Annotated in this window: 23 protein-coding genes and 1 pseudogene; 10 read left to right on the forward strand and 14 right to left on the reverse strand. The window is 59.7% G+C overall.

Annotation, left to right across the window (positions count from 1 at the left end; all coding sequences use genetic code 11):
- Positions 1–265: aldehyde dehydrogenase family protein (locus PSOLE_RS04750; RefSeq protein ID WP_140418988.1), on the reverse strand; the 265-nt coding region annotated here is incomplete at its 3' end.
- A 324-nt stretch (positions 266–589) separates the two neighbouring features.
- Here PSOLE_RS04750 and qhpR point away from each other — a divergent pair.
- Positions 590–1,669, forward strand: a complete 1,080-nt coding sequence (gene qhpR, locus PSOLE_RS04755) for an AraC-like transcriptional regulator QhpR (RefSeq protein ID WP_039964972.1) — start codon at positions 590–592, stop codon at positions 1,667–1,669.
- 2 nt (positions 1,670–1,671) lie between these two features.
- Here the strand turns inward: qhpR and PSOLE_RS04760 are convergent, their stop codons facing one another.
- The 4 genes from PSOLE_RS04760 to yjeH form a co-directional block, all read right to left on the reverse strand.
- On the reverse strand, positions 1,672–1,992 hold the full coding sequence (locus PSOLE_RS04760; protein ID WP_004424189.1) for a glutaredoxin family protein: 321 nt from the start codon (positions 1,990–1,992) through the stop codon (positions 1,672–1,674).
- Between the two features lie 314 nt (positions 1,993–2,306).
- Positions 2,307–3,314, reverse strand: a complete 1,008-nt coding sequence (gene yejK / locus PSOLE_RS04765; RefSeq protein ID WP_074861308.1) for a nucleoid-associated protein YejK — start codon at positions 3,312–3,314, stop codon at positions 2,307–2,309.
- Between the two features lie 535 nt (positions 3,315–3,849).
- Positions 3,850–5,175 carry a TAXI family TRAP transporter solute-binding subunit gene (locus PSOLE_RS04770; protein ID WP_004424185.1) on the reverse strand — a complete coding sequence of 442 codons (1,326 nt, stop codon included), beginning with the start codon at positions 5,173–5,175 and terminating at the stop codon, positions 3,850–3,852.
- Positions 5,176–5,285: 110 nt separating this feature from the next.
- Entirely contained in the window at positions 5,286–6,539 is a 1,254-nt protein-coding gene (gene yjeH / locus PSOLE_RS04775; RefSeq protein WP_074861306.1) for an L-methionine/branched-chain amino acid transporter, read from the reverse strand.
- Between the two features lie 122 nt (positions 6,540–6,661).
- On the opposite strand from yjeH, the gene PSOLE_RS04780 reads away from it, so the two are divergent.
- Together PSOLE_RS04780 and sbcD are read left to right on the forward strand one after the other, a co-directional pair.
- Positions 6,662–7,081, forward strand: a complete 420-nt coding sequence (locus tag PSOLE_RS04780) for an Lrp/AsnC family transcriptional regulator (protein ID WP_074861305.1) — start codon at positions 6,662–6,664, stop codon at positions 7,079–7,081.
- Positions 7,078–8,298 (forward strand): exonuclease subunit SbcD, encoded by a 1,221-nt coding sequence (sbcD, locus tag PSOLE_RS04785; protein ID WP_074861303.1) that lies wholly within the window; start codon positions 7,078–7,080, stop codon positions 8,296–8,298. The genes PSOLE_RS04780 and sbcD overlap by 4 nt, the downstream gene beginning before the upstream one ends.
- A gap of 71 nt (positions 8,299–8,369) precedes the next feature.
- On the opposite strand, the gene PSOLE_RS04790 is transcribed toward sbcD, so the two are convergent.
- Positions 8,370–9,332 carry an integron integrase gene (locus tag PSOLE_RS04790; protein WP_074861302.1) on the reverse strand — a complete coding sequence of 321 codons (963 nt, stop codon included), beginning with the start codon at positions 9,330–9,332 and terminating at the stop codon, positions 8,370–8,372.
- Positions 9,333–9,545: 213 nt separating this feature from the next.
- Here PSOLE_RS04790 and PSOLE_RS23585 point away from each other — a divergent pair, with 213 nt between their 5' ends.
- From PSOLE_RS23585 to PSOLE_RS04800, 6 genes and pseudogenes are all read left to right on the forward strand, one after another.
- Positions 9,546–9,839, forward strand: a complete 294-nt coding sequence (locus PSOLE_RS23585; protein ID WP_139205061.1) for a hypothetical protein — start codon at positions 9,546–9,548, stop codon at positions 9,837–9,839.
- 134 nt (positions 9,840–9,973) lie between these two features.
- A complete protein-coding gene (locus PSOLE_RS23595; protein WP_158212579.1) occupies positions 9,974–10,594 on the forward strand; it encodes a hypothetical protein in 621 nt (206 codons plus the stop codon).
- Between the two features lie 122 nt (positions 10,595–10,716).
- Positions 10,717–11,022, forward strand: coding sequence for a hypothetical protein (locus PSOLE_RS23600; protein WP_139205064.1), 306 nt, complete (start codon positions 10,717–10,719; stop codon positions 11,020–11,022).
- A 106-nt stretch (positions 11,023–11,128) separates the two neighbouring features.
- The gene (locus PSOLE_RS23605) at positions 11,129–11,545 is read left to right on the forward strand and encodes a hypothetical protein (protein ID WP_125875284.1); all 417 of its coding nucleotides are present in this window, start codon (positions 11,129–11,131) and stop codon (positions 11,543–11,545) included.
- A gap of 171 nt (positions 11,546–11,716) precedes the next feature.
- Positions 11,717–11,866 (forward strand): annotated as a pseudogene (locus tag PSOLE_RS04795) (IS4 family transposase); the annotation flags it as partial.
- A 272-nt stretch (positions 11,867–12,138) separates the two neighbouring features.
- Entirely contained in the window at positions 12,139–13,149 is a 1,011-nt protein-coding gene (locus PSOLE_RS04800) for a zinc-dependent alcohol dehydrogenase family protein (RefSeq protein ID WP_003462818.1), read from the forward strand.
- 124 nt (positions 13,150–13,273) lie between these two features.
- On the opposite strand, the gene tnpC is transcribed toward PSOLE_RS04800, so the two are convergent.
- From tnpC to tnpA, 3 genes are read right to left on the reverse strand one after another with little or no spacing between them, the layout of a single operon-like run.
- Positions 13,274–14,821, reverse strand: a complete 1,548-nt coding sequence (gene tnpC / locus PSOLE_RS04805; RefSeq protein ID WP_074856595.1) for an IS66 family transposase — start codon at positions 14,819–14,821, stop codon at positions 13,274–13,276.
- Between the two features lie 41 nt (positions 14,822–14,862).
- On the reverse strand, positions 14,863–15,237 hold the full coding sequence (gene tnpB, locus PSOLE_RS04810) for an IS66 family insertion sequence element accessory protein TnpB (RefSeq protein WP_139204913.1): 375 nt from the start codon (positions 15,235–15,237) through the stop codon (positions 14,863–14,865).
- Positions 15,234–15,566, reverse strand: coding sequence for an IS66-like element accessory protein TnpA (gene tnpA / locus PSOLE_RS04815; RefSeq protein ID WP_003462815.1), 333 nt, complete (start codon positions 15,564–15,566; stop codon positions 15,234–15,236). Before tnpA ends, tnpB begins: the two co-directional genes overlap by 4 nt.
- A gap of 280 nt (positions 15,567–15,846) precedes the next feature.
- Between tnpA and PSOLE_RS04820 the strand changes: the two genes are divergently transcribed.
- Positions 15,847–16,257 carry an RNA-dependent RNA polymerase family protein gene (locus tag PSOLE_RS04820; RefSeq protein WP_244597211.1) on the forward strand — a complete coding sequence of 137 codons (411 nt, stop codon included), beginning with the start codon at positions 15,847–15,849 and terminating at the stop codon, positions 16,255–16,257.
- Between the two features lie 125 nt (positions 16,258–16,382).
- Here the strand turns inward: PSOLE_RS04820 and leuA are convergent, their stop codons facing one another.
- The 5 genes from leuA to xseA all read right to left on the reverse strand — a co-directional run bounded on the left by leuA (position 16,383) and on the right by xseA (position 22,766).
- On the reverse strand, positions 16,383–18,053 hold the full coding sequence (gene leuA / locus PSOLE_RS04825) for a 2-isopropylmalate synthase (RefSeq protein ID WP_003462787.1): 1,671 nt from the start codon (positions 18,051–18,053) through the stop codon (positions 16,383–16,385).
- A 307-nt stretch (positions 18,054–18,360) separates the two neighbouring features.
- A complete protein-coding gene (locus tag PSOLE_RS04830; protein WP_074856582.1) occupies positions 18,361–19,026 on the reverse strand; it encodes a glutathione S-transferase family protein in 666 nt (221 codons plus the stop codon).
- Between the two features lie 68 nt (positions 19,027–19,094).
- Positions 19,095–20,357, reverse strand: a complete 1,263-nt coding sequence (locus tag PSOLE_RS04835) for a mechanosensitive ion channel family protein (RefSeq protein WP_074856579.1) — start codon at positions 20,355–20,357, stop codon at positions 19,095–19,097.
- A 119-nt stretch (positions 20,358–20,476) separates the two neighbouring features.
- On the reverse strand, positions 20,477–21,382 hold the full coding sequence (locus PSOLE_RS04840) for a peptidoglycan DD-metalloendopeptidase family protein (RefSeq protein ID WP_244597210.1): 906 nt from the start codon (positions 21,380–21,382) through the stop codon (positions 20,477–20,479).
- 4 nt (positions 21,383–21,386) lie between these two features.
- Positions 21,387–22,766 (reverse strand): exodeoxyribonuclease VII large subunit, encoded by a 1,380-nt coding sequence (xseA, locus tag PSOLE_RS04845; RefSeq protein WP_074856574.1) that lies wholly within the window; start codon positions 22,764–22,766, stop codon positions 21,387–21,389.
- Between the last annotated feature and the right edge of the window lie 9 nt (positions 22,767–22,775).

Consider the following 22,775-nt stretch of genomic DNA (forward strand, 5'->3'; position numbering starts at 1 on the left):
CGGCGATTTTCAGCAGGATGTGCGAACGCTCCTGCACGCTGGTGCGGCCCCAGGCGTCGGCAGCGGCGTGAGCAGCATCGAGAGCCTTGTCGATGTCGGCGGCGTTGGAGCGGGGGAATTCGCCGATTACCGAGCCATCGACCGGGCTGGTATTGCTGAAGTACTGACCGCTGAGCGGGGCGACGAACTCACCGCCGATGTAGTTGCCATAGCGCGGCTTGAGGGTGACGAGGGCGCCGCTGGTTCCAGGCTTGGCATAAATCATGAGCGTTCTCCGAAACGATGTTGTTGTAGTTGTACGTAGCAGGTGAGCTGACGTTCAGCCTGGGTCGATCATGAGCCGATTTCATGGGCGCAACTTGACTGCACAGGGGGCTTGCTGTCGTGCAAAGTCAACTTTGCAGGCGCCGACGCTGCCTGTGTCGTAATGGGTCAAGTCGTCCGCTGCGTTTTGGTGCGGATGTTTCAAAATGACTCACTCGCCCGGCAGGGCGGGGCACGGAGGTGGCGTTTGAACCGTGGTTTTGCGGTGCGACAGTGCAGGCGTATTTCTTGCTTGCCGAAACGCATTGTTACCAAGGAGGCCCCGATGAGTGCCTTTTTCTCCCAGGCGGGTGGTTCGTTCGGCGCTTCGCTGTTGTCCGGTGCGCCGGCTAATGCGGGTGTGCTGGCGGCTGCTGCGAGTGGCCTGTGCGGCTTCATCGAAAAGCAGGGCGGTGACCCGGATCGTATCCTCGGGGTCTCCGGCATCGACCCCGAGTGCCTGCGCCATCCGACCCTGAGCCTGGCGCTGCCCAATTACTGCCAGGTGCTGGAAGAAGCCGCGCATCAGTCTGGCTGCGATAACTTCGGTCTGTACTACGGCCAGCAGTTCAAGCCGCAGGCGCTTGGCCTGCTTGGTTATATCGGGCTGTGTTCGGCGACCCTGGAACAGGCGCTGATCAACTTCGCCCGTGCCTTCCCGCTACATCAGCGCAACAGCCTGATCCGCCTGGTCGATGAGGGCGAGTGCTACCGCTTCGACTATCAGGTACGCCATGGCGCCATTCTCAGCCGCCGCCAGGATGCCGAGTTGACCCTGGGCATGGCCCTCAACCTGGTGCGTCATGTGCTTGGCCCGCAGTGGGCGCCGCGCGCGGTGCACTTTGAACACCCACGGCCGGAGCATTGGCACGAGCACTGTAAGGTGTTCGATGCGCCGGTGTATTTCGAGCAGCCGTGCAATTCCCTGCTGATTCCCAAGCGCGGCCTCGACCGCGCCATGCCGGACAGTGATCCGGTACTGCTGATGGTCATGCAGGACTCGCTGAACCAGATCAGCGCCCTGTGCGGGCGTGGTGAGCGGGATATGGTCAACGATGTGCGCGAGCAGATTCGCCAGCGTCTGCTGTACGGCGAGCCGGCGCTGGAAGATGTCGCGGAAATGCTCGGCATGGCCAGTTGGTCGCTGCAGCGGCGTCTGCGTGAGCAGGGGCTGAGCTTCTCACAACTGGTGGACAACGTGCGTCGCGAACTGGCCAGCCGTTACCTGCGTCAGCCGCAGCTACCCATTTCGCACCTGGCGCCGTTGCTCGGTTATTCGGAAACCAGCGCCTTCTCGCGCGCCTTCCGCCGCTGGTTCGGCGTCAGCCCACGGCAGTGGCGGCGTGAGGATAGTTCGCTGAGTTGAGGTCAGTAGGCGGCGCGGATGGCGCGCACGTCGTAGCCGTGAATCACTTGGCCGCGCAGGTCGATCACCGGCACGCCCCGGCCACCCAGCGCCTGGTACTGGGCGCGGCCAGCCGCATCGTTCTCGATATCCACTTCGCGATAGACAATGCCATCCTCGGCGAATAACTCGCGGGTCTTGGCGCAGTAACCGCACCACTGCGTCGCGTAGAGCACGATCTCGCCGCTGGCATTGCCGGCCTGTGGCGGGTTTAGCCAGCGGTCGATCTTGTCCCAGTTCTGCCACAGAGCCAGCGCGGCGAGCAGCAGCACAATCGTCTTCATGGTTGCGCGTCCTTGTGCGATAGCGCGGTCAGGTTTGTAGGGTGGGCTTCAGCCCACCAACAACGATCTCAGCTTCCTAAGGTAGCTCGGGTGCTGACTTGGACTGCTTTGGTGGGCTAACAGGCTGTTGAAAAACTATCTGCGTTGCCACTGCTGCGTTAAAAACAGGCTCGTGCGCGAGTCCGATCAAAATGCTCATTTACAGCTCGTAAACTCCGCTTTTTCGCCTGTTTTTGCCTTGCATTGGCTGCCTCGCCTACGTTTTTCAACGGCCTGCTAAAGCGGATCGCCGCCCGGCCCGCCCTACGAATGCATCAATCCTGCCGCCGCTTGAGCTGATCCTTCAACTGGGTCGGCAACTGACGAATGATCAACATGTCGCGGCCCTCGTCGTATTCGATCTTCGAGCCCAGCAGGTGCGCCTCGAAGCTGATCGACAGCCCTTCGGCCCGCCCGGTAAAACGCTGGAACTGGCTCAAGGTGCGTTTGTCCGCCGGAAATTCCGGCGCCATGCCGTAGTCCTTGTTGCGGATGTGCTCGTAGAAGGCCTTGGGACGCTCCTCGTCGATCAGCCCGGAGAGTTCTTCCAGGGTAATCGGTTCACCCAGTTTGGCCTGGCCGCTGGCGTAGCCGACCAGGGTCTTGGTCTTCTCGCGGGCCTGTTCTTCGGGCAGGTCTTCGCTTTCCACGAAGTCGCTGAAGGCCTTGAGCAGGGTGCGGGTTTCGCCGGGGCCGTCGACGCCTTCCTGGCAACCGATGAAGTCACGGAAGTAGTCCGAGACCTTCTTGCCGTTCTTGCCCTTGATGAAGGAGATGTACTGCTTGGACTGCTTGTTGTTCTGCCACTCGCTGATGTTGATGCGCGCGGCCAGGTGCAACTGGCCCAGATCCAGATGTTTGGCCGGCGTCACGTCCAGCGCGTCGGTCACCGCCACGCCTTCGCTGTGGTGCAGCAGGGCGATAGCCAGGTAGTCGGTCATGCCTTGCTGGTAGTGGGCGAAGAGCACGTGACCGCCAGTGGAGAGGTTGGATTCTTCCATCAGCTTCTGCAGGTGCTCGACGGCCTGGCGGCTGAAGGCGGTGAAGTCCTGCTCGCCATCGAGATAGGCCTTGAGCCAGCCGCTGAACGGGTAGGCGCCGGATTCCTCGTGGAACAGCCCCCAGGCTTTGCCCTGCTTGGCGTTGTAGCTCTCGTTGAGGTCGGCCAGCAGGTTCTCTATGGCTTGCGACGTGGCCAGCTCACTGTCGCGGGCGTGCAGCACGGCAGGGCTGCCGTCGGGCTTCTTGTCGATCAGGTGGACGATGCAGTGACGGATCGGCATGGCGGTCTCGTGGGCAAATGAAACAAGAGGCGAAGTTTACCCGAAGCGGGTCATGGATTCTGGTGCGCATGCATCGGTGAACGCTATGCAGCTGCTCGCGGCTAAAGCCCACAGAAGTCGTCGCGGGCTCAGTCCAAGTGATGGACAAACTTCACGTTGTCCACGAACTGTAGGAGCCCCGCCCCGGGGCGAATGGTGGGTTCAGCTCATGATCGAGGTTGCCTGAACCATTCGCCGCGAGGCGCGGCTCCTACCCGTCAGAACTGGCTACTCCACCCTTACGCAGAGTGGATGACGCTGCCCACCATTGCGTCAGTCCAAGTGATGGACAAACTTCGCGTTGTCCACTAACTGTAGGAGCCCCGCCCCGGGGCGAATGGTGGGTTCAGCTCATGATCGAGGTTGCCTGAACCATTCGCCGCGAGGCGCGGCTCCTACTCGTCAGAAACGGCTACTTCACTTTTACTTTTACTCAGGGTGGAGACGCTTTTTCCATCCGCTGCGCATCGGTGGACATGAAAAAACGATGTCCACCCTACGGCTGCCGCCGCCGCTGCAACTCGCGCAAGCGCTCGATCACATAGCGCACATGCATGTGCAGCTCGTACAGCTCATTGGAATACGACAGCGGCACTTCCACCGCGGCGAGTTCGTCTTCCAGTTTCTCCAGGCGCTCGATTTCGCTGCCGAGCGCGTCCGGCAGGGAGCCAGCGTGCAGTTTGCGGTCGATCTCGCGCAGGTACTTGTACCAGCGGTAGATGCGCGCGCGGATACGCCACTGGTAGATCGGCCCGACGGCCTTGAACAGCGGGATCATCACCACGATCAGCGGGATCAGCAGGATGATGTAGCGGTCGGCCAGCGAGGCGATGCGAAACGGCAGGTAGCGCTGCAAAATCGGCAGCCCCTTGGCGTAGTAATGCCCGGCATCCTTGTGCAGCTCGAAGGTGCGCGGCTCTGCGCTGGGGAAGGTGCCGGCGGCGTCGAGCAGGGTGCCGCTGCGCATCACTTCACGGCTGGCTTCGAGAAACAGCGGTACCAGGCCAGGGTTGAAGTCGTCGTTGACCACCAGGGTAGCGACTGGAGAGAGGGTGACGATGTCGCGATCCGGCGCATTGCTGGCCAGGTCGAGCAGACCTTCACCGACCTTCACCTGATTGAAGAACGGCAGTCGCGCCTCGTAAGCGGCGGCGCGCCGAAAGTGTGCCAGGGCGATGTCCGGGTTGGCCGCCAGTTGCTGAACCAGTGCGTTCTCTGCCGGACCGACGAAGAACGCTGCATCCAGTTCGCCGGCCATCAGCGCCCGAGCGGCTTTGCCACCGCCGAGGCTCTGCCAGGTGTCGGGATATTGTTCTGGCTCGATGGCATTGGCGCTGAGAATGGCATCACTGGCGGCGCGGGTGCCGCTGCCTTCGCCGCCCAGGCCGAGGCGCAGCGGCAGCAGGTCGGCAATGCGATCCAACTCAACGTCACGGCGATAGAACAGCCACAGCGGCTCCTGATAGATCGCCCCCAGGCTCTGCAACTGACGTTGTTCGTCAGGCGCCAACTGGCGCTCCAGGCCGCTCTGCACCAGGGCGATCTGCACCTCGGGCGCTTCGGCGAGCAGGCGTTGCAGGTTGTCACGCGAGCCAGAGGTGGGCACCAGGGTAAGCTCGAAACCTTCCTTGGCCAGTTCTTCCTTCAGTCGCTCGGCAAAGTGCTGATAGGCGCCGCCTTGCGTGCCGGTGGCCATGCTGGCACTCATCGGTGGTGGCGGCGCGACGAACTGGAACAGCGCCCAGACCAGCGCGGCCATCACCGGCACGATCCACAGGTTGGCCAGGATCATGATTTTCAGGTCATTGAGTATGCGGCGCATGAGGCTTCCTTTCGGCAAATTCAGCCTAAGGATAGAACCCATGTTCCCCACGGTCATCCGTGGTGAGGATGACGCTCTTTCATCCGCCACCAGGCGTGCGCGGAGGATCGCTACGCCAACGCCTTGTGCCGGGCGCGCAGATGATCGAGCAGCAGCAGGGCGACGAGCAGCGCCACGGCATACAACGCATCGCTGCCGAGCATCACCAGCACCGCCGCACAGAGCAGCGTGCTGAGCCCGGCCAGCAAACGCCAGATGCCTCGCAACAGCACCCAGCCCGCTGCCATGCTGAACAGGTAGATCAGCACGAAGTTGCCATTGGCATAGCGAATCAGGTCATCCACCGACAGCTTCAGCGTGGCCGACAGTACGGCGCACAGCGCGCAACTGATCACCACCAGCAACAAGGCCTTGCCCGGCACGCCCTGGCGGTTGCGCACGGCCAGGCTGGCAGGCAGGCGACCTTCTTCGGCCAGGCTCCAGATCAGCCGGGCGAACCCCTGGATGTATACGTTCATCGAAGCGAAGCAGGCCAGGTAGCCCAGCACCGCCACCAGCGCGCGCGCCTGCTCGCCGAGCAACTGCTCGAACAGGCGCGGTAGCGCGGTGGTATCGCTGTGCACGTCACCGTAGGTGGCAAAACTCAGCACCGCCACCGAACAGGCCCAGTACACCAGGCCAGCCAGCAGCACACCGAGCAGCAGCGCCAGGGGGAAGTCGCGCTCGGGGCGTTTGAACTCCTCGCCCAGGTGAGTGAAGGCCTCGATGCCGACGAAGCACCAGAACATCACCCCCAGCGCTGTCGGCAGCAAATGCCATTGGCCGTCCATGGCTGGCAGCAGCGGTTGGCTGGTGCGCGGCAGATCACCCATCCACCAGATCAGCGCAACGCTGGCAACGATGGCCACGGCGATCAGCCCCTGCAGCAGGCCCGAAGCTTTTGGCGGGCGCTGGCCAAGCAGCAGAATGGCAGCCAGCGTGACCAATTCGATGGCCAGCAGGCCGACGCGGTCGAGGTCGAGCAGCGCCAGCCAGAAGCCGCTGGCGATATGCAGCGCAGCCGGCAGTCCGACCGGCAGTACGGCGAGAAACAGCAGCGCACTGACGCCTTCCATGCGCAGGCCGAAGGCGCGGCCGATCAGGTGCGGCGCGCCGCCGGCATGTGGGAAGCGCTTGCCCAATTGAGCGAAGGTGAAGGCCACCGGCAGCACCAGAGCAATGAGGATCATCCAGGCCCATAGCGACGCCGCGCCTGCGGCCGTGGCGGCCAGCGCTGGCACCACGAAGATGCCTGTGCCGAGCAGCGAGGTGCTGAGCAGGGCGACACCCTGCAGCAGGCCCAACTCCTTGTTCAATCGACTCATGGGGTATGCTCACGCCTTTATTGGAGCCGCCATGGTAGAGCGCCGCCCGCTTGCAGGCTGTCGCCTTTTGCCGACGAAATGGCGGTTTCCTCCGTCAACCTGATTGCCACCCCGAGAAGCCCGTGGACAAGTTCGATCGCCAGATCCTCGCCCTGCTGCGCAGCGACGCGCGCACCTCCGTCAGCCACATCGCCCGTGAGGTCAACCTGTCACGTTCGGCGGTCAGCGAGCGCATTCGCCATCTGGAAAAGAGCGGGGTGATTCGCGGCTATCACGCGCAGGTCGCGGTGCCGGGCGAGGGCGGGGTCAAGGCCTTTCTCGAGCTCTTCTACCAGAACGGTCGCTGCCAGGATTATGTCGAGCGCATGCGCGAATACCCGGAAATCCGCCATTGCAGTGGCATCAGCGGCGAGACCGACATGCTGGTACTGGTCGAGGCGCCGAGCATGGCGCGCCTGAGCGAAGTGCGCGCGGCCATCGAAACCTTCCCGCACATGCAGCGGGTCAAGACTCATGTCGTCGTACAGGACTGGCCGCTATGAGCTTGCGCATCCTGCACACCTCCGACTGGCACATGGGCCAGCATTTCATGGGCAAGACCCGCCAGGCCGAACACCAGGCTTTTTGCGCCTGGCTGCTGGAGCAGGTGCACGCGCATCAGGTGGACGTGCTGCTGATCGCCGGCGATGTGTTCGACACCGGTGCGCCGCCCAGCTATGCCCGCGAGCAGTACTACCGGCTGGTAGTGGAGTTGCGCGACGTCGGCTGCGCCCTGGTGGTGCTCGGCGGCAACCACGACTCGCCAGCAATGCTCGGTGAAAGTCGCAGCCTGCTGGGGCAACTGGGCACCCAGGTGGTGCCGAGCGTAGGCGTCGACCTGGCTGAACAGGTACTGGTACTCAATGATCGTACTGGCCAGCCGGGCGCCATCCTCTGCGCCATTCCCTTTATCCGCCCGCGTGACGTCATGGCCAGCCAGGCGGGGCAGAGCGCGCAGGACAAGCAGCAGTCGCTGCAGCAAGCCATCGCTGAGCATTACCGGGCACTGTACGAACTGGCGGTTATCAAGCGTAACGAGCTGGGCCTGACGCTACCGATCATTGCCACCGGTCACCTCACCACAGTTGGCGCCAGCGCCAGCGAATCGGTGCGCGAGATCTACGTCGGCAGCCTGGAAGCCTTCCCCACCAGCGCCTTCCCGCCGGCGGACTACATCGCCCTTGGCCATATCCACCGCCCGCAAAAGGTCGGCGGCCTGGAGCACATTCGCTACAGCGGCTCGCCGATTGCCCTGTCCTTCGACGAGGCGCGCCAGCAGAAGGAAGTGCTGCTGCTGCAGTTCGGCGAGGCTGCGCTGCACTCGATCATAGCGCTGCCCGTGCCGGTATTTCAGCCAATGGCCAGCCTGCGCGGCTCGCTGAAGGAACTGGCCGATGCCATCGCCGAAACCGCCAAGCAGGGCATGCCCGAACGGCCCGTATGGCTGGAAGTGCAAGTGAGCACCGACGACTACCTGAGCGACCTACAAAGCCGCATCAACGCCCTGTGCGAAGGGCATCCCGTGGAGGTGCTGCGTATCCGTCGTGAACGCGGCAATGCGGCAGCCAGCTTGGCCTGTGAAGCGCGAGAGACGCTGGACGAGTTGAGCGTGGAAGATGTTTTCGCTCGCCGCCTTCAGCAAGAGACGCTGGACGAAGAGGATGCCCTGCGCCTGCAGGGTTTGTATCGGCAGGTGCTGGAGGCGCTGCCCAAGGCCTAGCGGCACAGACCTCGTAGCCCGAATGCAATTCGAATGGCGGTCGTGACAACCCAGCCAAGTGCTTGCCGCGCTCACCCCAGCGGGCTGACTACACCGGCAAAGCCCTGTCCCAGCACATGCGTATAGATCTGCGTCGTACGTATATCCGCATGCCCCAGTAGCGTCTGCACAGTGCGAATATCACTCCTTCGACGCAGTAACTCGGTGGCGAAACTGTGGCGAAAGGTATGGCAACTGGCAGGCTTGTGCAGATTGGATTGCCGCACGGCATGTCTGACAGCTTTCTGAATGGCACTGACATGAAGGTGATGACGAACGATCTGCCCGTCCTCATCCGTGCAAAGTCCGGTCGACGGGAACAGCCACTGCCACTCGAATGAACATCCCGCCTTGGGGTATTTGCGACGTAGCGCAAATGGCAGGCTGACGGGAGCGTGATAAAAACTGTCCCGCTGCTTCCAGGCGCGAAACATACGCTCTCTGCGCTCCAGCAGCTGTGTGATCAAGGGCGCCGGCAGAAGTGTCGTTCGGTCTTTGGCGCCTTTGCCGTCATGAATGGTGATGATCTGCTTATCGAAATCCACATCCTTGATACGCAAACGTGCAGCTTCCACCACTCGCAAGCCGGCGCCATACATCAGCGAAGCCAGTAGCTGATGCGGTTGGCCGAGCCTGGCAATGAGCGCCGTGGCTTCCTCATGCGTAAGTACGCAAGGAATACGCGCTGAGCGTTTTGCGCGCACCACCTCACCCACTTGCCCGAGTGGTTGTTGCAAGACCTTGTCGTATAGGAAAACCAGCGAATTGAGTGCCAGATTCTGGGTGGCGGCAGCCACCTGACGCTCAACTGCCAGCCAAGTGAGAAAAGCATTGACCTCGGTAGCACCAAGCTCCAGTGGATGGCGCAGCTTATGGAAACGGATGAAATAGCGAATCCAGTACCAGTAGGATTTTTCGGTGCGGATGCTGTAATGATGCAAGCGCATCACCGCCCTGAACTTCTCCTGCAGGCGAGGTTTGCTGGAGGTTTCCATGGTCGACTCCTTAGCTGTGTTTTTGTACAGTAGTAATGGTAGAGCAAAAATGAGGAAGTCAAGCGAATACATCCAGGCATCAGGGGCTGGCTGGTAATGCCATGATTTGAAAAGAGTTTTTCCAGGGCGGCGATGGCGATAGTGCGGAGTTAGATGGAAGGCTCTACTATCGGATTAGTACCGCCTTCCATCTAATCACTGTTAGGAGGCAACATGGCTCGTGCCTTGGACTGGGAGACCGCTAATCGCAATGATCGTGCTCGCAAAGAAGATATTGAGCCTGTAACTCCGCCACGCAAAGGGTCAAACATCGATCTTGCGAAACGGTTAGAAACAGCAATTAAACTAATCGAGTCAGAGCAGTGGGCCACAAAAAAGCCAGGATTCAAATCCCAATACCTAGTACAAATAGCCAGCGCTTACGAAAAGATCATTGCTTCTAAACCAAGCTTCAAGTCAAGCGTATTAGGGAAAAAGGTATCAACAATACTGCGTGAGCACTCCTAACAATGCGCTCAACTATCGCTCACTTCGTTCGCTGGACGTCCAAAAGCTGCGCTTTTGGCCGCCAGTTAGCTTAATCGTTAGGCACTGCAACAAAATCGCAAAGGGCGTACTCTTAAGCCAAAAGAGATATTACATTGAAAAAAATATTAATATTAATAGCCATTTTTACCTCGCATCCGCTCATTACACATGCTGAAAATTACAGACTAGATGGGCTTTATGAAATATCTATACCCAAAGATTGGCGTATTGTATCTAGTTCTCATGCGACCGAGCTAATGAACCAAGCGAGCACAATTGCCAATAAAGCAAAAGTAGAACACTATGTCGATCTAAAAGATATCGCCACACCTTTCATGATCTACAAAGAAAATGGCAATGAAGTATTCCTAACAAGAATCCTGATCGGACCTCCAGAGTTAACAAAAGAAGAATTTGATAGCCTGACAGTTTCAGATATAAACACGCTAGGAAATGAGCTATCCAAAAGACAAAGTGAAATCATGAAAGTCTCTGGAATCAAGCTAGTTTCATCGCAGTCCGGCACCGGGACATTTAAAGGCACTCCTGCAGTTCGGACTGAAAGTTTATCTTACAACTCCATGGGATTTAAAGTTTCGCGTGCACAGTACATTGTGTATCGAGCATCCGCAACACTGATAATTAGCCTTGAGCACACCGTATTTAGCGGCGAGCCAAACTACAAACTAATCGAAAACCAAATATCCAGCTTCAATGTCCTAGCGCAGCGATGAAATCAAAAATATCTTACAAGCAACTCCTGGCAACGAGCTCAACCTGCTCGTTTCACGGGCTTGAGCCTAGCTGAATCCGACACTGCAAAAAAACGCCAGACAAAAACTAATCGAGAGAACTCATGAAATCAGCAATAGTTGCAATGTTAAAATTTAACGGAATTATACTTTTTATATTTTTAGCCATTGTACTATACGTAGAGCAATCTGGAATCCGGCCGCCTAGCATAAAACTTACTGGGCTGGCAGTACTCTTGCTAGCAGCATGCGTTATCGGAAACATAAAAATAGTCATAGGAAAGAGAAACGAAATAATAACTTCAATTAAAAATGGCGCAATAGAGGCTGCTGCCGCAACTATTGAGTTTAAAGAAACTGCAAATTTACGCGCACAAGAAAGAATCAAAGAAAAAAATAATAAGGATTAATAAAAATCAGCATCGCACCACGCCTAACAAACGGTTCAAATCGCTCGCTCTGCTCGCTGGGACGGGCTAAAGCCCGCCCCTTAACCAAACGTTAGGCATTAAAAACATGAAATCGCAGCATAGAGACTGGTATGGAATGTTTGCCTTAGCTATATGCGTTCTCGTTTGGGCGCAAATTGCTAGATCATTTTTCATACACACCTATAACGAGAGCATGATGTACAAAGTATTCTTTAATGCTTTCTCGTATGCTCCAATATCTTATGCCGCTAGTATTTTCGCAGCAGTTAAAAAGCGTTTAAACGGCAAGAATAAATTTGGCACTGCAGAAATTGCTCTACTCGGCTCTTTATTGCCAACGGGAATATTTTTATCGCAAGACATTCCGCAGCGAATATACGACAGCCGTGATCTTGCAATAACTTTTGCTTTGATTTTACTTATTCTTCCAACAATTATTTCTATTGTTTCCTGTTGGCTTGCCAAACGGCGTTATAATTCTATCTATTCGTCAAAAGCCTAACAAATGGTTCAAGCCGTTCGCTTCGCTCACTCGGGACCGGCTAAAGCCCAATGTCATCAACTTTGGAAATTATCCATAAATATCATATAATTAGCGCTCAAATCAGTGCATGGGAGAAGCCCTTTTGACTACCTATACCGCATCGCTTGACACCGCCAGCTAAGCCCTGGTTTGAAAATTGTACAAAAAATAACCAGTCCGCTCGATTGTCCCGCCTTCATCGCCGCCCACCGCCAGAATCCTCAAGACTTTACCCGCCGACGCCAGCTCACCTTCAAGAACCTCGTCCTGTTCCTCTACATACCTAGGCCCAGAAATGCACATCCTTATCCCGAGGGTCGCTTCGCGTCACATACCCGAGGCAGAAGCCGTATGCGGTAGTTCCGCACGTACGGATCTGTGCGGGGGGCGGCAGGTAACTGCCGTCCCTACCGCGACCATGCCAGTTTATGTACTGTTGATTGATTCGTTTGGTGTTCCGGCGCCATTAAGGCGCGCCGCGAAAGTACTGATGCTCTGCTCGCCGGGGAGTGTTAAGGTCTGAGTTTGCTCGCGCGAACCTGCAAAATCGTTCTTCCAGAGGAGTCAGATTCATGTCGTATAAAGCCATCTATCTCAAGCCGGGCGGCGGCTATGACAATGTCGTTATCGGCAGTTGCGAAGCGGCGGCGCCAAAGGTTGGTGAAATTACAGTAAGGCTGCGTGCCAGTTCCCTTAATTACCATGACTTTGCCGTCGTAAGCGGCCTGTGGGGACCGAGCGTGCAGCGGATTCCCATGGCAGATGGTGCTGGAGAGGTGGTTGCCTTAGGTGAGGGTGTCACCGAGTTCGCCGTAGGCGATCAGGTCGTGAGTACGTTCTTTCCTGACTGGCTTGATGGCGAGCCGCAGCAGGAGGGTTTTGGAACGGTACCGGGCGATGGTGTCGATGGTTATGCTCGGGAAGCCGTTACGGCGCGAGCCACGTCTTTTACCAAGGCGCCCCAGGGCTGGACTCATGCTGAGGCTGCAACGCTTACCACGGCCGGCCTGACCGCCTGGCGCGTGTTGATGGCCGACGATTCGTTGAAGCCTGGGGACAGCGTTCTTATACAGGGCACCGGCGGTGTTTCGATCTTCGCGCTTCAGTTCGCCAAAATGGCCGGCGCGACGGTCATTGCCACCTCTTCCAGCGACGGGAAGCTGGAGCGGTTGAAGGCCATGGGGGCCGACCACCTGATCAACTATCGCCGTACGCCCAACTGGGGCGAGAAAGTGCGTGAGTTAACCAATGATCGGGGCGTTGACCACGTCATCGAAGTAGGCGGGCCCGCGACCCTGGAGCAGTCGATGATTGCGGCACGTATTGGTGGGCATATTTCTGTGATTGGTATCCTTACCGGCGTTGCCGGGGAGCTGAGCATCGTTACTGCGCTGACACGGCAGTTGCGACTGCAGGGTGTGCTGGTTGGAAACCGTACCCAGCAGCAGGAGATGATCAGGGCTATCGATGCCAATGGCATGCGTCCGGTTATCGATAGCCATTTTCCGCTGGACGAAATTGTTGAGGCGTTCCGCTATCAGGAAAGTAATCGTCACTTCGGTAAGATCTGCCTCGATATCTAAGCAGGATTGCTTCCTGATCGCTAGGGTCTGTTGCCGTTTCGACGCGGCCGTGCGCGAAACGGCAACAGACCCTAGGTAACCCAGGTCCTGAACTGTATGCTTCTGGGCATCCCGTCTTGCGCAACTAAACCAGTCGCCACCTATGCGGCAGCAGCTCCGCAATCTCACTTGCCCGCTGCGTCGGCAGGCGCGTGAGGACGTCCTTCAAATAGGCGTACGGGTCATGCCCGTTGAGTCGAGCTGACTGGATCAAACTCATGATCGCCGCTGCCCGTTTACCGCTGCGCAGTGAACCTGCAAAGAGCCAGTTCTTGCGCCCCAACGCCCATGGCCGGATCTGGTTCTCTGCCCAATTATTGTCAATGGGTACGGCGCCGTCATCGAGATAGCGCGACAGCGCCGTCCAGCGTTTGAGGCTGTAATCCAATGCTTTGCTGATGGCCGAGCCATCGTGCACAAGTAGGCGCTGGGTGATCATCCAGGCATGCAAAACGTCCATCACCGGCACGGCTTTTTCTTGTCGTATTCGGCGGCGTAAATCCGGTTTTAGGTCGCGGACTTCATGCTCGATTTCGTACAGCAGCTGGATGTACCTCAAGGCCTGCTCGGCAAGCTGGCTTTTATTGGTGGCGTGTAGCTCGAAGAATTTGCGCCGGGCATGGGCCATGCAGCCGATCTCGGTGACACCGAGTTCAAAGCTGGCCTTGTAGCCACCAAAATCATCGCAGACCAGCTTGCCCTTCCAATCTTGCAGAAAGTTGCGGACGTGTTCTCCGGCTCGGCTGGGGCTGAAGTCGTAAACGACCGCTGCCACGTCCGAGAACTGGCTGGTGGCGTAGGCCCAGACATAGGCGCGATGGGTCTTCTTCTCGCCGGGCGCGAGCATCGAAACCGGGGTTTCGTCGGCATGGATCACGTGCTGGGCAAGCACCGCGTCGCGCAGGGCATCGACCAGCGGCTGCAACTGCACACCACAGTTGCCGACCCATTGGGCCAAGGTCGAGCGGGCGATGACCAAACCGGCTCGACCGAAAATCGATTCCTGGCGGTAGAGCGGTAAATGATCCGCGAACTTGGCGATCATGACATGGGCCAGCAGCCCTGAGGTTGGGATGCCCTTGTCGATGACCTGAGCCGGAACCGGTGCCTGGATCAGGGTTTCGCACTGATCGCAGACCCATTTGCCACGGATGTGCCGCTCAACGGTGAACACGCCCGGTGTGTAGTCGAGTTTCTCGCTGACATCCTCACCGATACGCTTGAGCGCGCAACCGCACTGGCAGTGGCTGTTATCGGGTTCATGGTGGATCAGAGTGCGTGGAAACTGTGGCGGCAAGGCGGTGCGTTTAGGTTTTTGCCGAACCTCAGTCGAAGCGCGAGCAGGTTTCAGCGCTTCAAGTTCTGCTTCGATGGCCGCAATGTCGGTGTCGATCAGGTCATCAAGCAGACTGACTTGATCCGGGCTCAATTGCTCGCTGCGCTTGGCAAACTTGAAGCGCTTGAGCTGCGCAATCTCGTGGGTCAGCTTTTCGATAAGCGTTTGGTCGCGGTGGATCTTCTTGCCCATTGTCTCGACTTTCTGATCGAGACTCTCGACACGTTGCATCAACTGCGCCGCCAGAGCGCGCAGTTGTTCAGGGGGCAGTTGGTCTAGATTGGGCAGCGAAGTCATGCCGCCGATTTTGCCCGAGCAGGCTAAACCCGACGAGAGGCTCATCGGACAATTGCACGGTCAGGCAGGCCATGGCAGGCATCACAGAATAGAAATTGCGCTATCCGGCCAAGTCGTTGCCAGGGTAAACCCAGCACCAGGGCGTGTAGTTGTTCGGCACCCAATTCCATCTGAGAGCCGTGTCGAGAACCGGGCCAGAAGAACTTGCCTTGGTGCAGGCGGCGCGCCGCCAGCCAGATACCCAACCCGTCGTGCACCAGCACTTTCATCCGATTGCCGCGGCGATTGGCAAACAGATAAGCACAGTGCGGCTGCGCCGCACCGAACACCGCCACCACCCGCGCCATTGCGGTGTCGGTGCCAGCACGCATGTCCATAGGCTCGGTGGCGAGCCAGATGGAGTCGATGCGGATCATCGCAGCAGATCTCGCAGAAAGGTCGCGCAGGCAGCGGCGCTTTCGGTCGGCCAGTTCACTTTGATGGTACCGCGCGGGTGTGGGATTTCCAGGCAGATAGTCGATGACGCGGAATCCGACTTTGTCCCGATAGCCTGCAAGGACAGAGGAATGAAAGCAGGTTGCAGCGCCATGGCTTTCTGCGTGTGCACTCGGATCCATTTATGGACGAGGTTTGCGTTGAGGCTGTGGCTCAGCGCAACGCTGGCAATCGAGGCCCCGGGCTGGGCGCACTCTTGAATGATCTGGGCCTTGAAGGATTTGGAGTAGGAACGGCGTTGTGGCTGCATGAAAGACCCGCTTAAAAGGCTAGAAATGGTGTCCACTTAAATCAGGTGGACACCATCGCCTTTGGCGTCGGGGCCAGGAAGGTGTGTTGGCCGGACGGATACGGCTTGTCGTGGCGGGAATACGAGGAAGGTCTTCTCCAGCGGGTAACCGATTTGCACGCAAAGCTCCACAGCGGAGCTTATCGGGCAACGCCATCACGACGGGTCTACATTCCCAAAACCGATGGCAGGCAACGTCCGCTTTGGTCGTTTTGCTGCGAGAAATCGTAGGAAGCGAGGCTTGGGTAAACCGGAAACGTTTGACTTTCTGGGCTTCACACATTGTTGCAGCACCAACAGAAGCGGTGGTTTTCAAGTGCTGCGACTGACGGTCAAGAAGCGAATGTGTGCAACGCTACTGGCCATTCGGGATGAGCTGAAACGTCGACGTCATGAACCCATCCGGGTTCAAGGGCAATGGCTCACTCGGGTGGTGAGTGGTTACCTCAATTACCACGCGGTGCCGGGAAACCTGATACGTCTTGGTGGTTTTCGTTCGGCGGTCTGCCGCCTCTGGCGGCAAGCTCTCAAGCGGCGCAGCCAGCGTAACCGGCTCCAGTGGTCACGCTTTGGTCGTCTCGCAGACATCTACATACCGAAGCCCAGAACTGCACATCCCTATCCGGAGGAACGCTTCGCGTCACGAACCTGAGGCAGGAGCCGTATGCGGTAGTTCCGCACGTACGGATCTGTGCGGGGGGCGGCAGGTAACTGCCGTCCCTACCGCGACCACAAAAACGCCGGGCATTGCCCGGCGTTGTGCGTTCAGCTCAGGGCTCAGGCCGCTTGCGACTCGGCCTGGCTCAGGGCGCGGTTCAGCGCGCTGAATAGGGCGCGGAAGCTCGCGGTGGTCAGGTTCTCGTCGATGCCGATGCCGTGCAGGGCACGACCGCCGTTGACGCGTAGCTCGATGTAGGCCGCTGCCTTGGCATTGGTGCCGGCACCGATGGCGTGCTCGCTGTAGTCCATCACCTCGACGGCAACCGGCAGGGCTGCCGCCAGGGCTTCCAACGGGCCTTTGCCGATGCCGTGCCAGTGGTGTTTTTCAGCACCTTCGATGACCTCGATATCCACCGCGCTGGTGCCGTTTTCTTCCTGCAGACGATGGCCTTTCAGGGTGTAGGGGCTGCGCGCTTGCAGGTATTCGGTTTCGAGCAACTGATAGATCTGCGCAGCAGTCATTTCCAGGCCGAGGCGATCGGTTTCACGCTGTACCACCTGGCTGAACTCGATCTGCATGCGCCGCGGCAGGCTGATGCCGTATTCCTGTTCGAGCAGGAAGGTGATGCCGCCCTTGCCGGACTGGCTGTTGACGCGAATCACCGCCTCGTAGTCGCGGCCAATGTCGGCCGGGTCGATCGGCAGGTACGGCACTTCCCACAGCGCATCGTCCTTCTGCTGGGCGAAGCCCTTGCGGATGGCGTCCTGGTGCGAGCCGGAGAAGGCGGTGTGTACCAGGTCGCCGACGTACGGGTGGCGCGGGTGTACCGGAATCTGGTTGCAGTCCTCGACCACCTTGCGCACGGCGTCGATGTCGGAGAAGTCCAGCTCCGGGTCAACGCCTTGGGTGTAGAGGTTCAGCGCCAAGGTCACCAGGCAGACGTTGCCAGTGCGCTCGCCGTTGCCGAACAGGCAGCCTTCGACGCGATCGGCACCAGCCATGACGGCCAGCTCGGAAGCGGCGACGCCGGTGCCACGGTCGTTATGGGTGTGCACGCTGATCAGCACGCTGTCGCGGCGGTCGACGTGGCGGCCGAACCACTCGATCTGGTCGGCGTAGTTATTCGGCGTGGCGCACTCGATGGTGGCCGGCAGGTTGAGGATCAGCTTGTTCGCCGGGGTCGGCTGGAACACGTCGATCACTGCGTTGCACACCTCGACGGCGAAGTCGATCTCGGTACTGCTGAACACTTCCGGCGAGTACTCGAAGCCCCACTGGGTCTCGGGCGCGGCATCGGCCAGGCGCTTGATGGTGGTGCCGGCGGCCACGGCGATGGCTTTGACACCGGCCTTGTCCTGGTTAAAGACGATCTTGCGGAAGCTCGGTGCGCAGGCATTGTAGTAGTGGACGATGGCCTTCTTGGCACCTTTGAGCGACTCGAAGGTGCGCTCGATAAGGTCGTCACGGGCCTGGGTCAGCACCTGGATGGTCACGTCGTCGGGGATGTGGCCGCCTTCGATCAGCTCGCGGACGAAGTCGAAGTCGGTCTGCGAGGCGGACGGGAAGCCCACTTCGATTTCCTTCAGGCCCACGGCCACCAGGCACTTGAAGAAGCGCATCTTCTTCTCGGCATCCATCGGCTCGATCAGCGATTGGTTGCCGTCGCGCAGGTCGGTGGACAGCCAGATCGGCGCCTTGTCGATGATCTTGTCCGGCCAGGTGCGGTCCGGAATCTGGATCTGGGTGAACGGACGGTATTTCTTCGACGGGTCTTTGAGCATGGTCATGAGAGGATCCTGCGAAATGGGAGTCGAACACGAGGCCGGGCGGCCATGTAAAACGGATTTTCAGGCGGGGCTTCGCAGTCGCGGGCTGACCAGTCGCAGGCATGCGAGCTGGCGGACGAGAAAGATGTTTTTCATGTGGGCACCCTATCCATAGCAGGTGGATATGGCAATGCTTGCTTAAAAAACGCCGATTTATTGCTGGATAGCTTTTGTTGGCGGATTTTATTGCTTTGAAAGTGATGTTTTCGGCGAATCGTGTTTCCAGGGGGCGTGCACAGGCTCGCCTCCGTCCCTCGATGATCCGTCTTCAGTCGGCGTAGTCGTAGGCGCCGCCTTTTTCCAGGGCACGGCGATAGGCTGGCCTGGCATGGATGCGTTGCAGGAAATCGCTCAGGCGCGGGTGGTTGTTGAGTACGCCACGGGCGGCAGCTGCTTCAAGCGGGAAGCTGAGCTGAATATCGGCAGCGCTGAAGGCATCACCGGCAAACCAGTCGCGCTCGCTCAGTTGGCTCTCCAGGTAGTCGAAATGCAGCTTCAGCTGCGGCGAGATGAACGCCTGACTGACCTTGTTCGCGATGCCTCTGGCGATGGGTTTGATGAAGAACGGCATTGGCGCGCTACGCAACTTGTCGAACACCAGCTTGAGCAACAGTGGTGGCATCGCCGAACCTTCGGCGTAATGCAGCCAGTAGCGGCAGCGCAGGCGCTCCGGGCTGTCGGCGGCCGGTAGCAGCCAGTCGCCGTAGCGTTCGGCCAGGTATTCGATGATGGCGCCGGATTCGGCCAGGGTCAGCTCGCCGTCGGTGATCAGCGGCGACTTGCCCAGAGGATGCACTTGGCGCAACTCGGCAGGGGCGAGCATGGTCTGCGGGTCGCGCAGGTAGCGCTTGATCTGGTAGTCAATACCTATCTCTTCGAGCATCCAGAGAATGCGTTGCGAGCGCGAGTTGTTCAGGTGATGCAGGGTAATCATGGCAAGCTCCGACCGATTTTGGGGCAAAGGCTCTGTAACACGTCGTTCAGGGACGCACCACTAGCGTTTCATTGAGCCGCCCCGCGCTGTTCGACGATTGCTGGCCGCAGTTCGCGCATGTCTGCACCGCTCGGATGCTGGAACACGCGCAGGCCGAACTCGGGGAGGATGGCCAGCAGGTGGTCGAAGATGTCCGACTGGATACCTTCGTAGGCATTCCAGGCGATGGTATTGGTGAAGCAGTAGATTTCCAGCGGCAGGCCGTCGGCAGTCGGGCTGAGCTGACGCACCAGCAGAGTCATGTTCTGGTGGATGTTCGGATTGTGCCGCAAGTAGTGCTCGACGTAGGCACGGAAGCTGCCGATGTTGGTGATGCGGCGGGTGTTCACCGCTTCCTTACCGTGCTCGGCCAGCTTGGCGTTCCACTCCCGCAGTTCCTGGTTCTTGCGATCTAGGTACTCATCCAGAAGCATGAAGCGGCGCAGCCGTGCGATCTCCTCGTCGCTGAGGAAATGTACGCTGGTCTGATCCAGAAACAGCGCACGTTTGATCCTACGCCCACCCGACTCCTGCATGCCGCGCCAGTTCTTGAACGGGTCGTTGATGAAGCGCTTGGTCGGGATGGTGGTAATGGTCTTGTCCCAGTTCTGCACCTTGACCGTGTGCAGGGCGATGTCGATCACGTCGCCGTCAGCGTTGAGCTGAGGCATCTCGATCCAGTCGCCGACACGGATGATGTCGCTGGAGGAGATCTGCACGCTGGCCACCAGCGACAGCAGGGTGTCCTGGAAGATCAGCATCAGCACGGCGGCCATGGCGCCGAGGCCGGAGAGCAGGATCAGCGGCGAGCGGTCGATCAGCGCCGCCACCATGAGGATCGCGGCAATGGCGAAGATGGCGATCTTGATCACCTGCAGGTAGCCCTTGATCGGCTTCAGGTGCGCATTGGGCCGGCGCTGATAGAGCGTGTTGAGAATGTCCAGCAGGGCGCCGATGGCCAAGGCGATGGTCAGCACGATGAAGGCGCCGCAGACGTTCTGCGTGACCGTTACCACGGCTTCGGGCATGCCCGGCACCACGGCTACACCGGAGGACAGCACCAGCGCCGGGACGATGTGCGACAGGCGCTTGATGATGCCGCTTTCCTTGATCTGGCCATGGCGACCCAGGGTGGTCGCGCCGACCACGCGGTAGATGGCGCGCACCAGGATACGTTTGACGATCCAGTTCGACAGCCAGGCGGCGACGATCAGGGCAAAGGTGGCGGTGAAGGTGAGCAGTTCAGGCTGTTCGTTCAGCCAACCCATCCAGGTATCGAACTCATTCGGCATTTCCGGCTCCGAAGCAGGCAGGAGGAAAGACCGACGCTTAAAGCCGGTCATTTTGGCCGCCGTACCCTAACAAAAATACGCCAGCAACCCAAACCGCAGGTATTGCAGGCTGCGTAGTTTCAGGGCTTGAACGCACCGATGAAGATCGCCGGGTCAACCCGTGCGTCGTTGAGGCTGACGTTCCAGTGCAGGTGCGGGCCGGTAGCGCGCCCGGTGGCGCCGACCTTGCCGATATGGCCGCCACGGGCGATCTCGTCGCCGAGCTGCACATCGATCTCGGACAGGTGGCAGAACATGCTGATCAGCCCCTGGCCGTGATCGATAAATACCGTCTTGCCGTTGAAGAAGTAGTCGCCGATGAGGATGACCTTGCCGGCGGCTGGCGCCTTGATCGGCGTGCCACGGTTGGCGGCGAAATCCAGGCCCGAATGCGGGTTGCGCTCTTCGCCGTTGAAGAAGCGCCGCAAGCCGAAGGGGCTGGACAGCGGGCCGTTGACTGGCCGGTCGAACAGCAGGTTGCTCGGCTGGCGTGCGCTGAACTGCTGGTAGGCGCGGGTCTGCTCGGCCAGTTCGCGTTCGATGCGCTTGAGGTTCTCGGCGTTGGGGGTGACCTGCTGCTGGTTCTTGATGGTGATGCGCTGCTCGGTGTAGTGCTTGGCACCGACCTGGAAATTCAGCTTCTGGCCGCCCTCGACCTCTATCTGCTGAGTGCCCGGCTTGACGCTGAGTGGAATGCCGACGATGGCGATCCAGCGCTTGCTGTCCTCATGCACGGTCAGCACCGGCTTGCCCTGATAGCGCACCTTGGGCGCCTGCGCCGGGTTGCCCAGATCGATCACCGCCACACCGCCCGGCACCGGCTTGTTCAACAGGCGGGTGATAAAGCCTTCGGCGTGGGCGGGCAGGGCCAGGCACAGAGCCAGGACGAACAGACACAACTTGTGTAGGAGCGAGCTCTGCTCGCGAAAAGAGGGGCTGAAAAAGCTTCGCGAGCAGAGCTCGCTCCTACGCAGAGATGCTGGCATTAGTTCAATCCAGTAGCGACAAGGTCGCCGGTTGTATGTGGTTGTCTTCGATGCGCACGTCTAGCTCACCCTCGCCAAGGCGCGCCTTGAGGCGCTGGCCGGGCTGGGTCTGCGCGGCGCTGCGTACGGCCTGGCCACGTTCGTCTAGAAGGATGCTGTAACCGCGGCCCAGGGTGGCCAAGGGGCTGACGATCTGCAGTTGCGCAGCCAGGGCACCCAGTTGCTGGCGCTGGCTGCGGAGCTGGCTGTGCATGGCGCGCGGCAGGCGCGTGGCCAGGCCATCCAGGCGCTGGCGCAACAGAGCCAGGCTGCGCCCCGGATGCTGCGCGGCGAGGCGTGCGTCGAGGCGGGCCAGGCGTTCGCGTTGATTGGCCAGTTGCTGGTTGAAGGCGCGGCGCAGGCGCATGTCCAGGTCATCCAGGCGCTGGGCCTGCTGGCGCAGGCGTTCGCCGGGGTGGCGCAGGCGTCGGCTGGCGCCTTCCAGGCGCAGGCGTTCGCGGGCTAGACGGCCCTGCATGTGCAGCGCCAGGCGCCGTTGCAGGTTGTGCAGGCGCTGCACCAGCTCGCTGCTGTCCGGGGCCAGCAGTTCGGCGGCGGCCGAGGGCGTCGGCGCGCGCACGTCGGCGACGAAGTCGGCGATGGATACATCGGTCTCATGGCCCACGGCGCTGACGATGGGCGTGACACAGGCGGCCACGGCGCGGGCCACGACTTCCTCGTTGAAGCACCAGAGATCTTCCAGCGAACCGCCGCCACGGGCCAGGATCAGTGCGTCGTAACCTTGCGCATCGGCGCGCTGCAGGGCGCGGACGATCTGCGCCGTGGCCTCGCGGCCCTGTACGGCGGTGGGGATCAGGTTCAACTCCACCTGCGGCGCGCGGCGGCGGAACACGCTGATGATGTCGCGGATCACTGCGCCGGTGGGCGAGGTGACGATGCCGATGCGCTTGGGATGAGCGGGCAGGGCAATCTTGCGTTCGGTAGAGAACAGACCTTCGGCGCCGAGCTTTTCCTTGAGTGCCTCGAAGGCCAGGCGCAGGGCGCCGTCACCGGCTGGCTCGACGGCATCGAGAATCAACTGGTAGTCGCCGCGGCCCTCGAACAGCGAAACCTTGCCGCGCACCTTCACCGCCAGGCCATCACGCAGGGCCTGGCGCACGCGTGCGGCGTTCTGCCGGAACAACGCGCAGCGCACCTGGGCCTGGCTGTCTTTCAGGGTGAAATAGATGTGGCCGGACGCCGGGCGGGCGAGGTTGGAGATTTCTCCCTCGACCCAGATGCCGGCGAACACGTCCTCCAGCAGCAGGCGGGCGCGGTTATTCAGTTGGCTGACGCTGAGCACCTCGCGGTCGAGGTTCAGGCGGGCAAAAGGGTCATTGATCATGGGGCGGCA

This window comes from Pseudomonas oleovorans subsp. oleovorans, assembly GCF_002197815.1.
GTDB lineage: Bacteria > Pseudomonadota > Gammaproteobacteria > Pseudomonadales > Pseudomonadaceae > Aquipseudomonas > Aquipseudomonas oleovorans.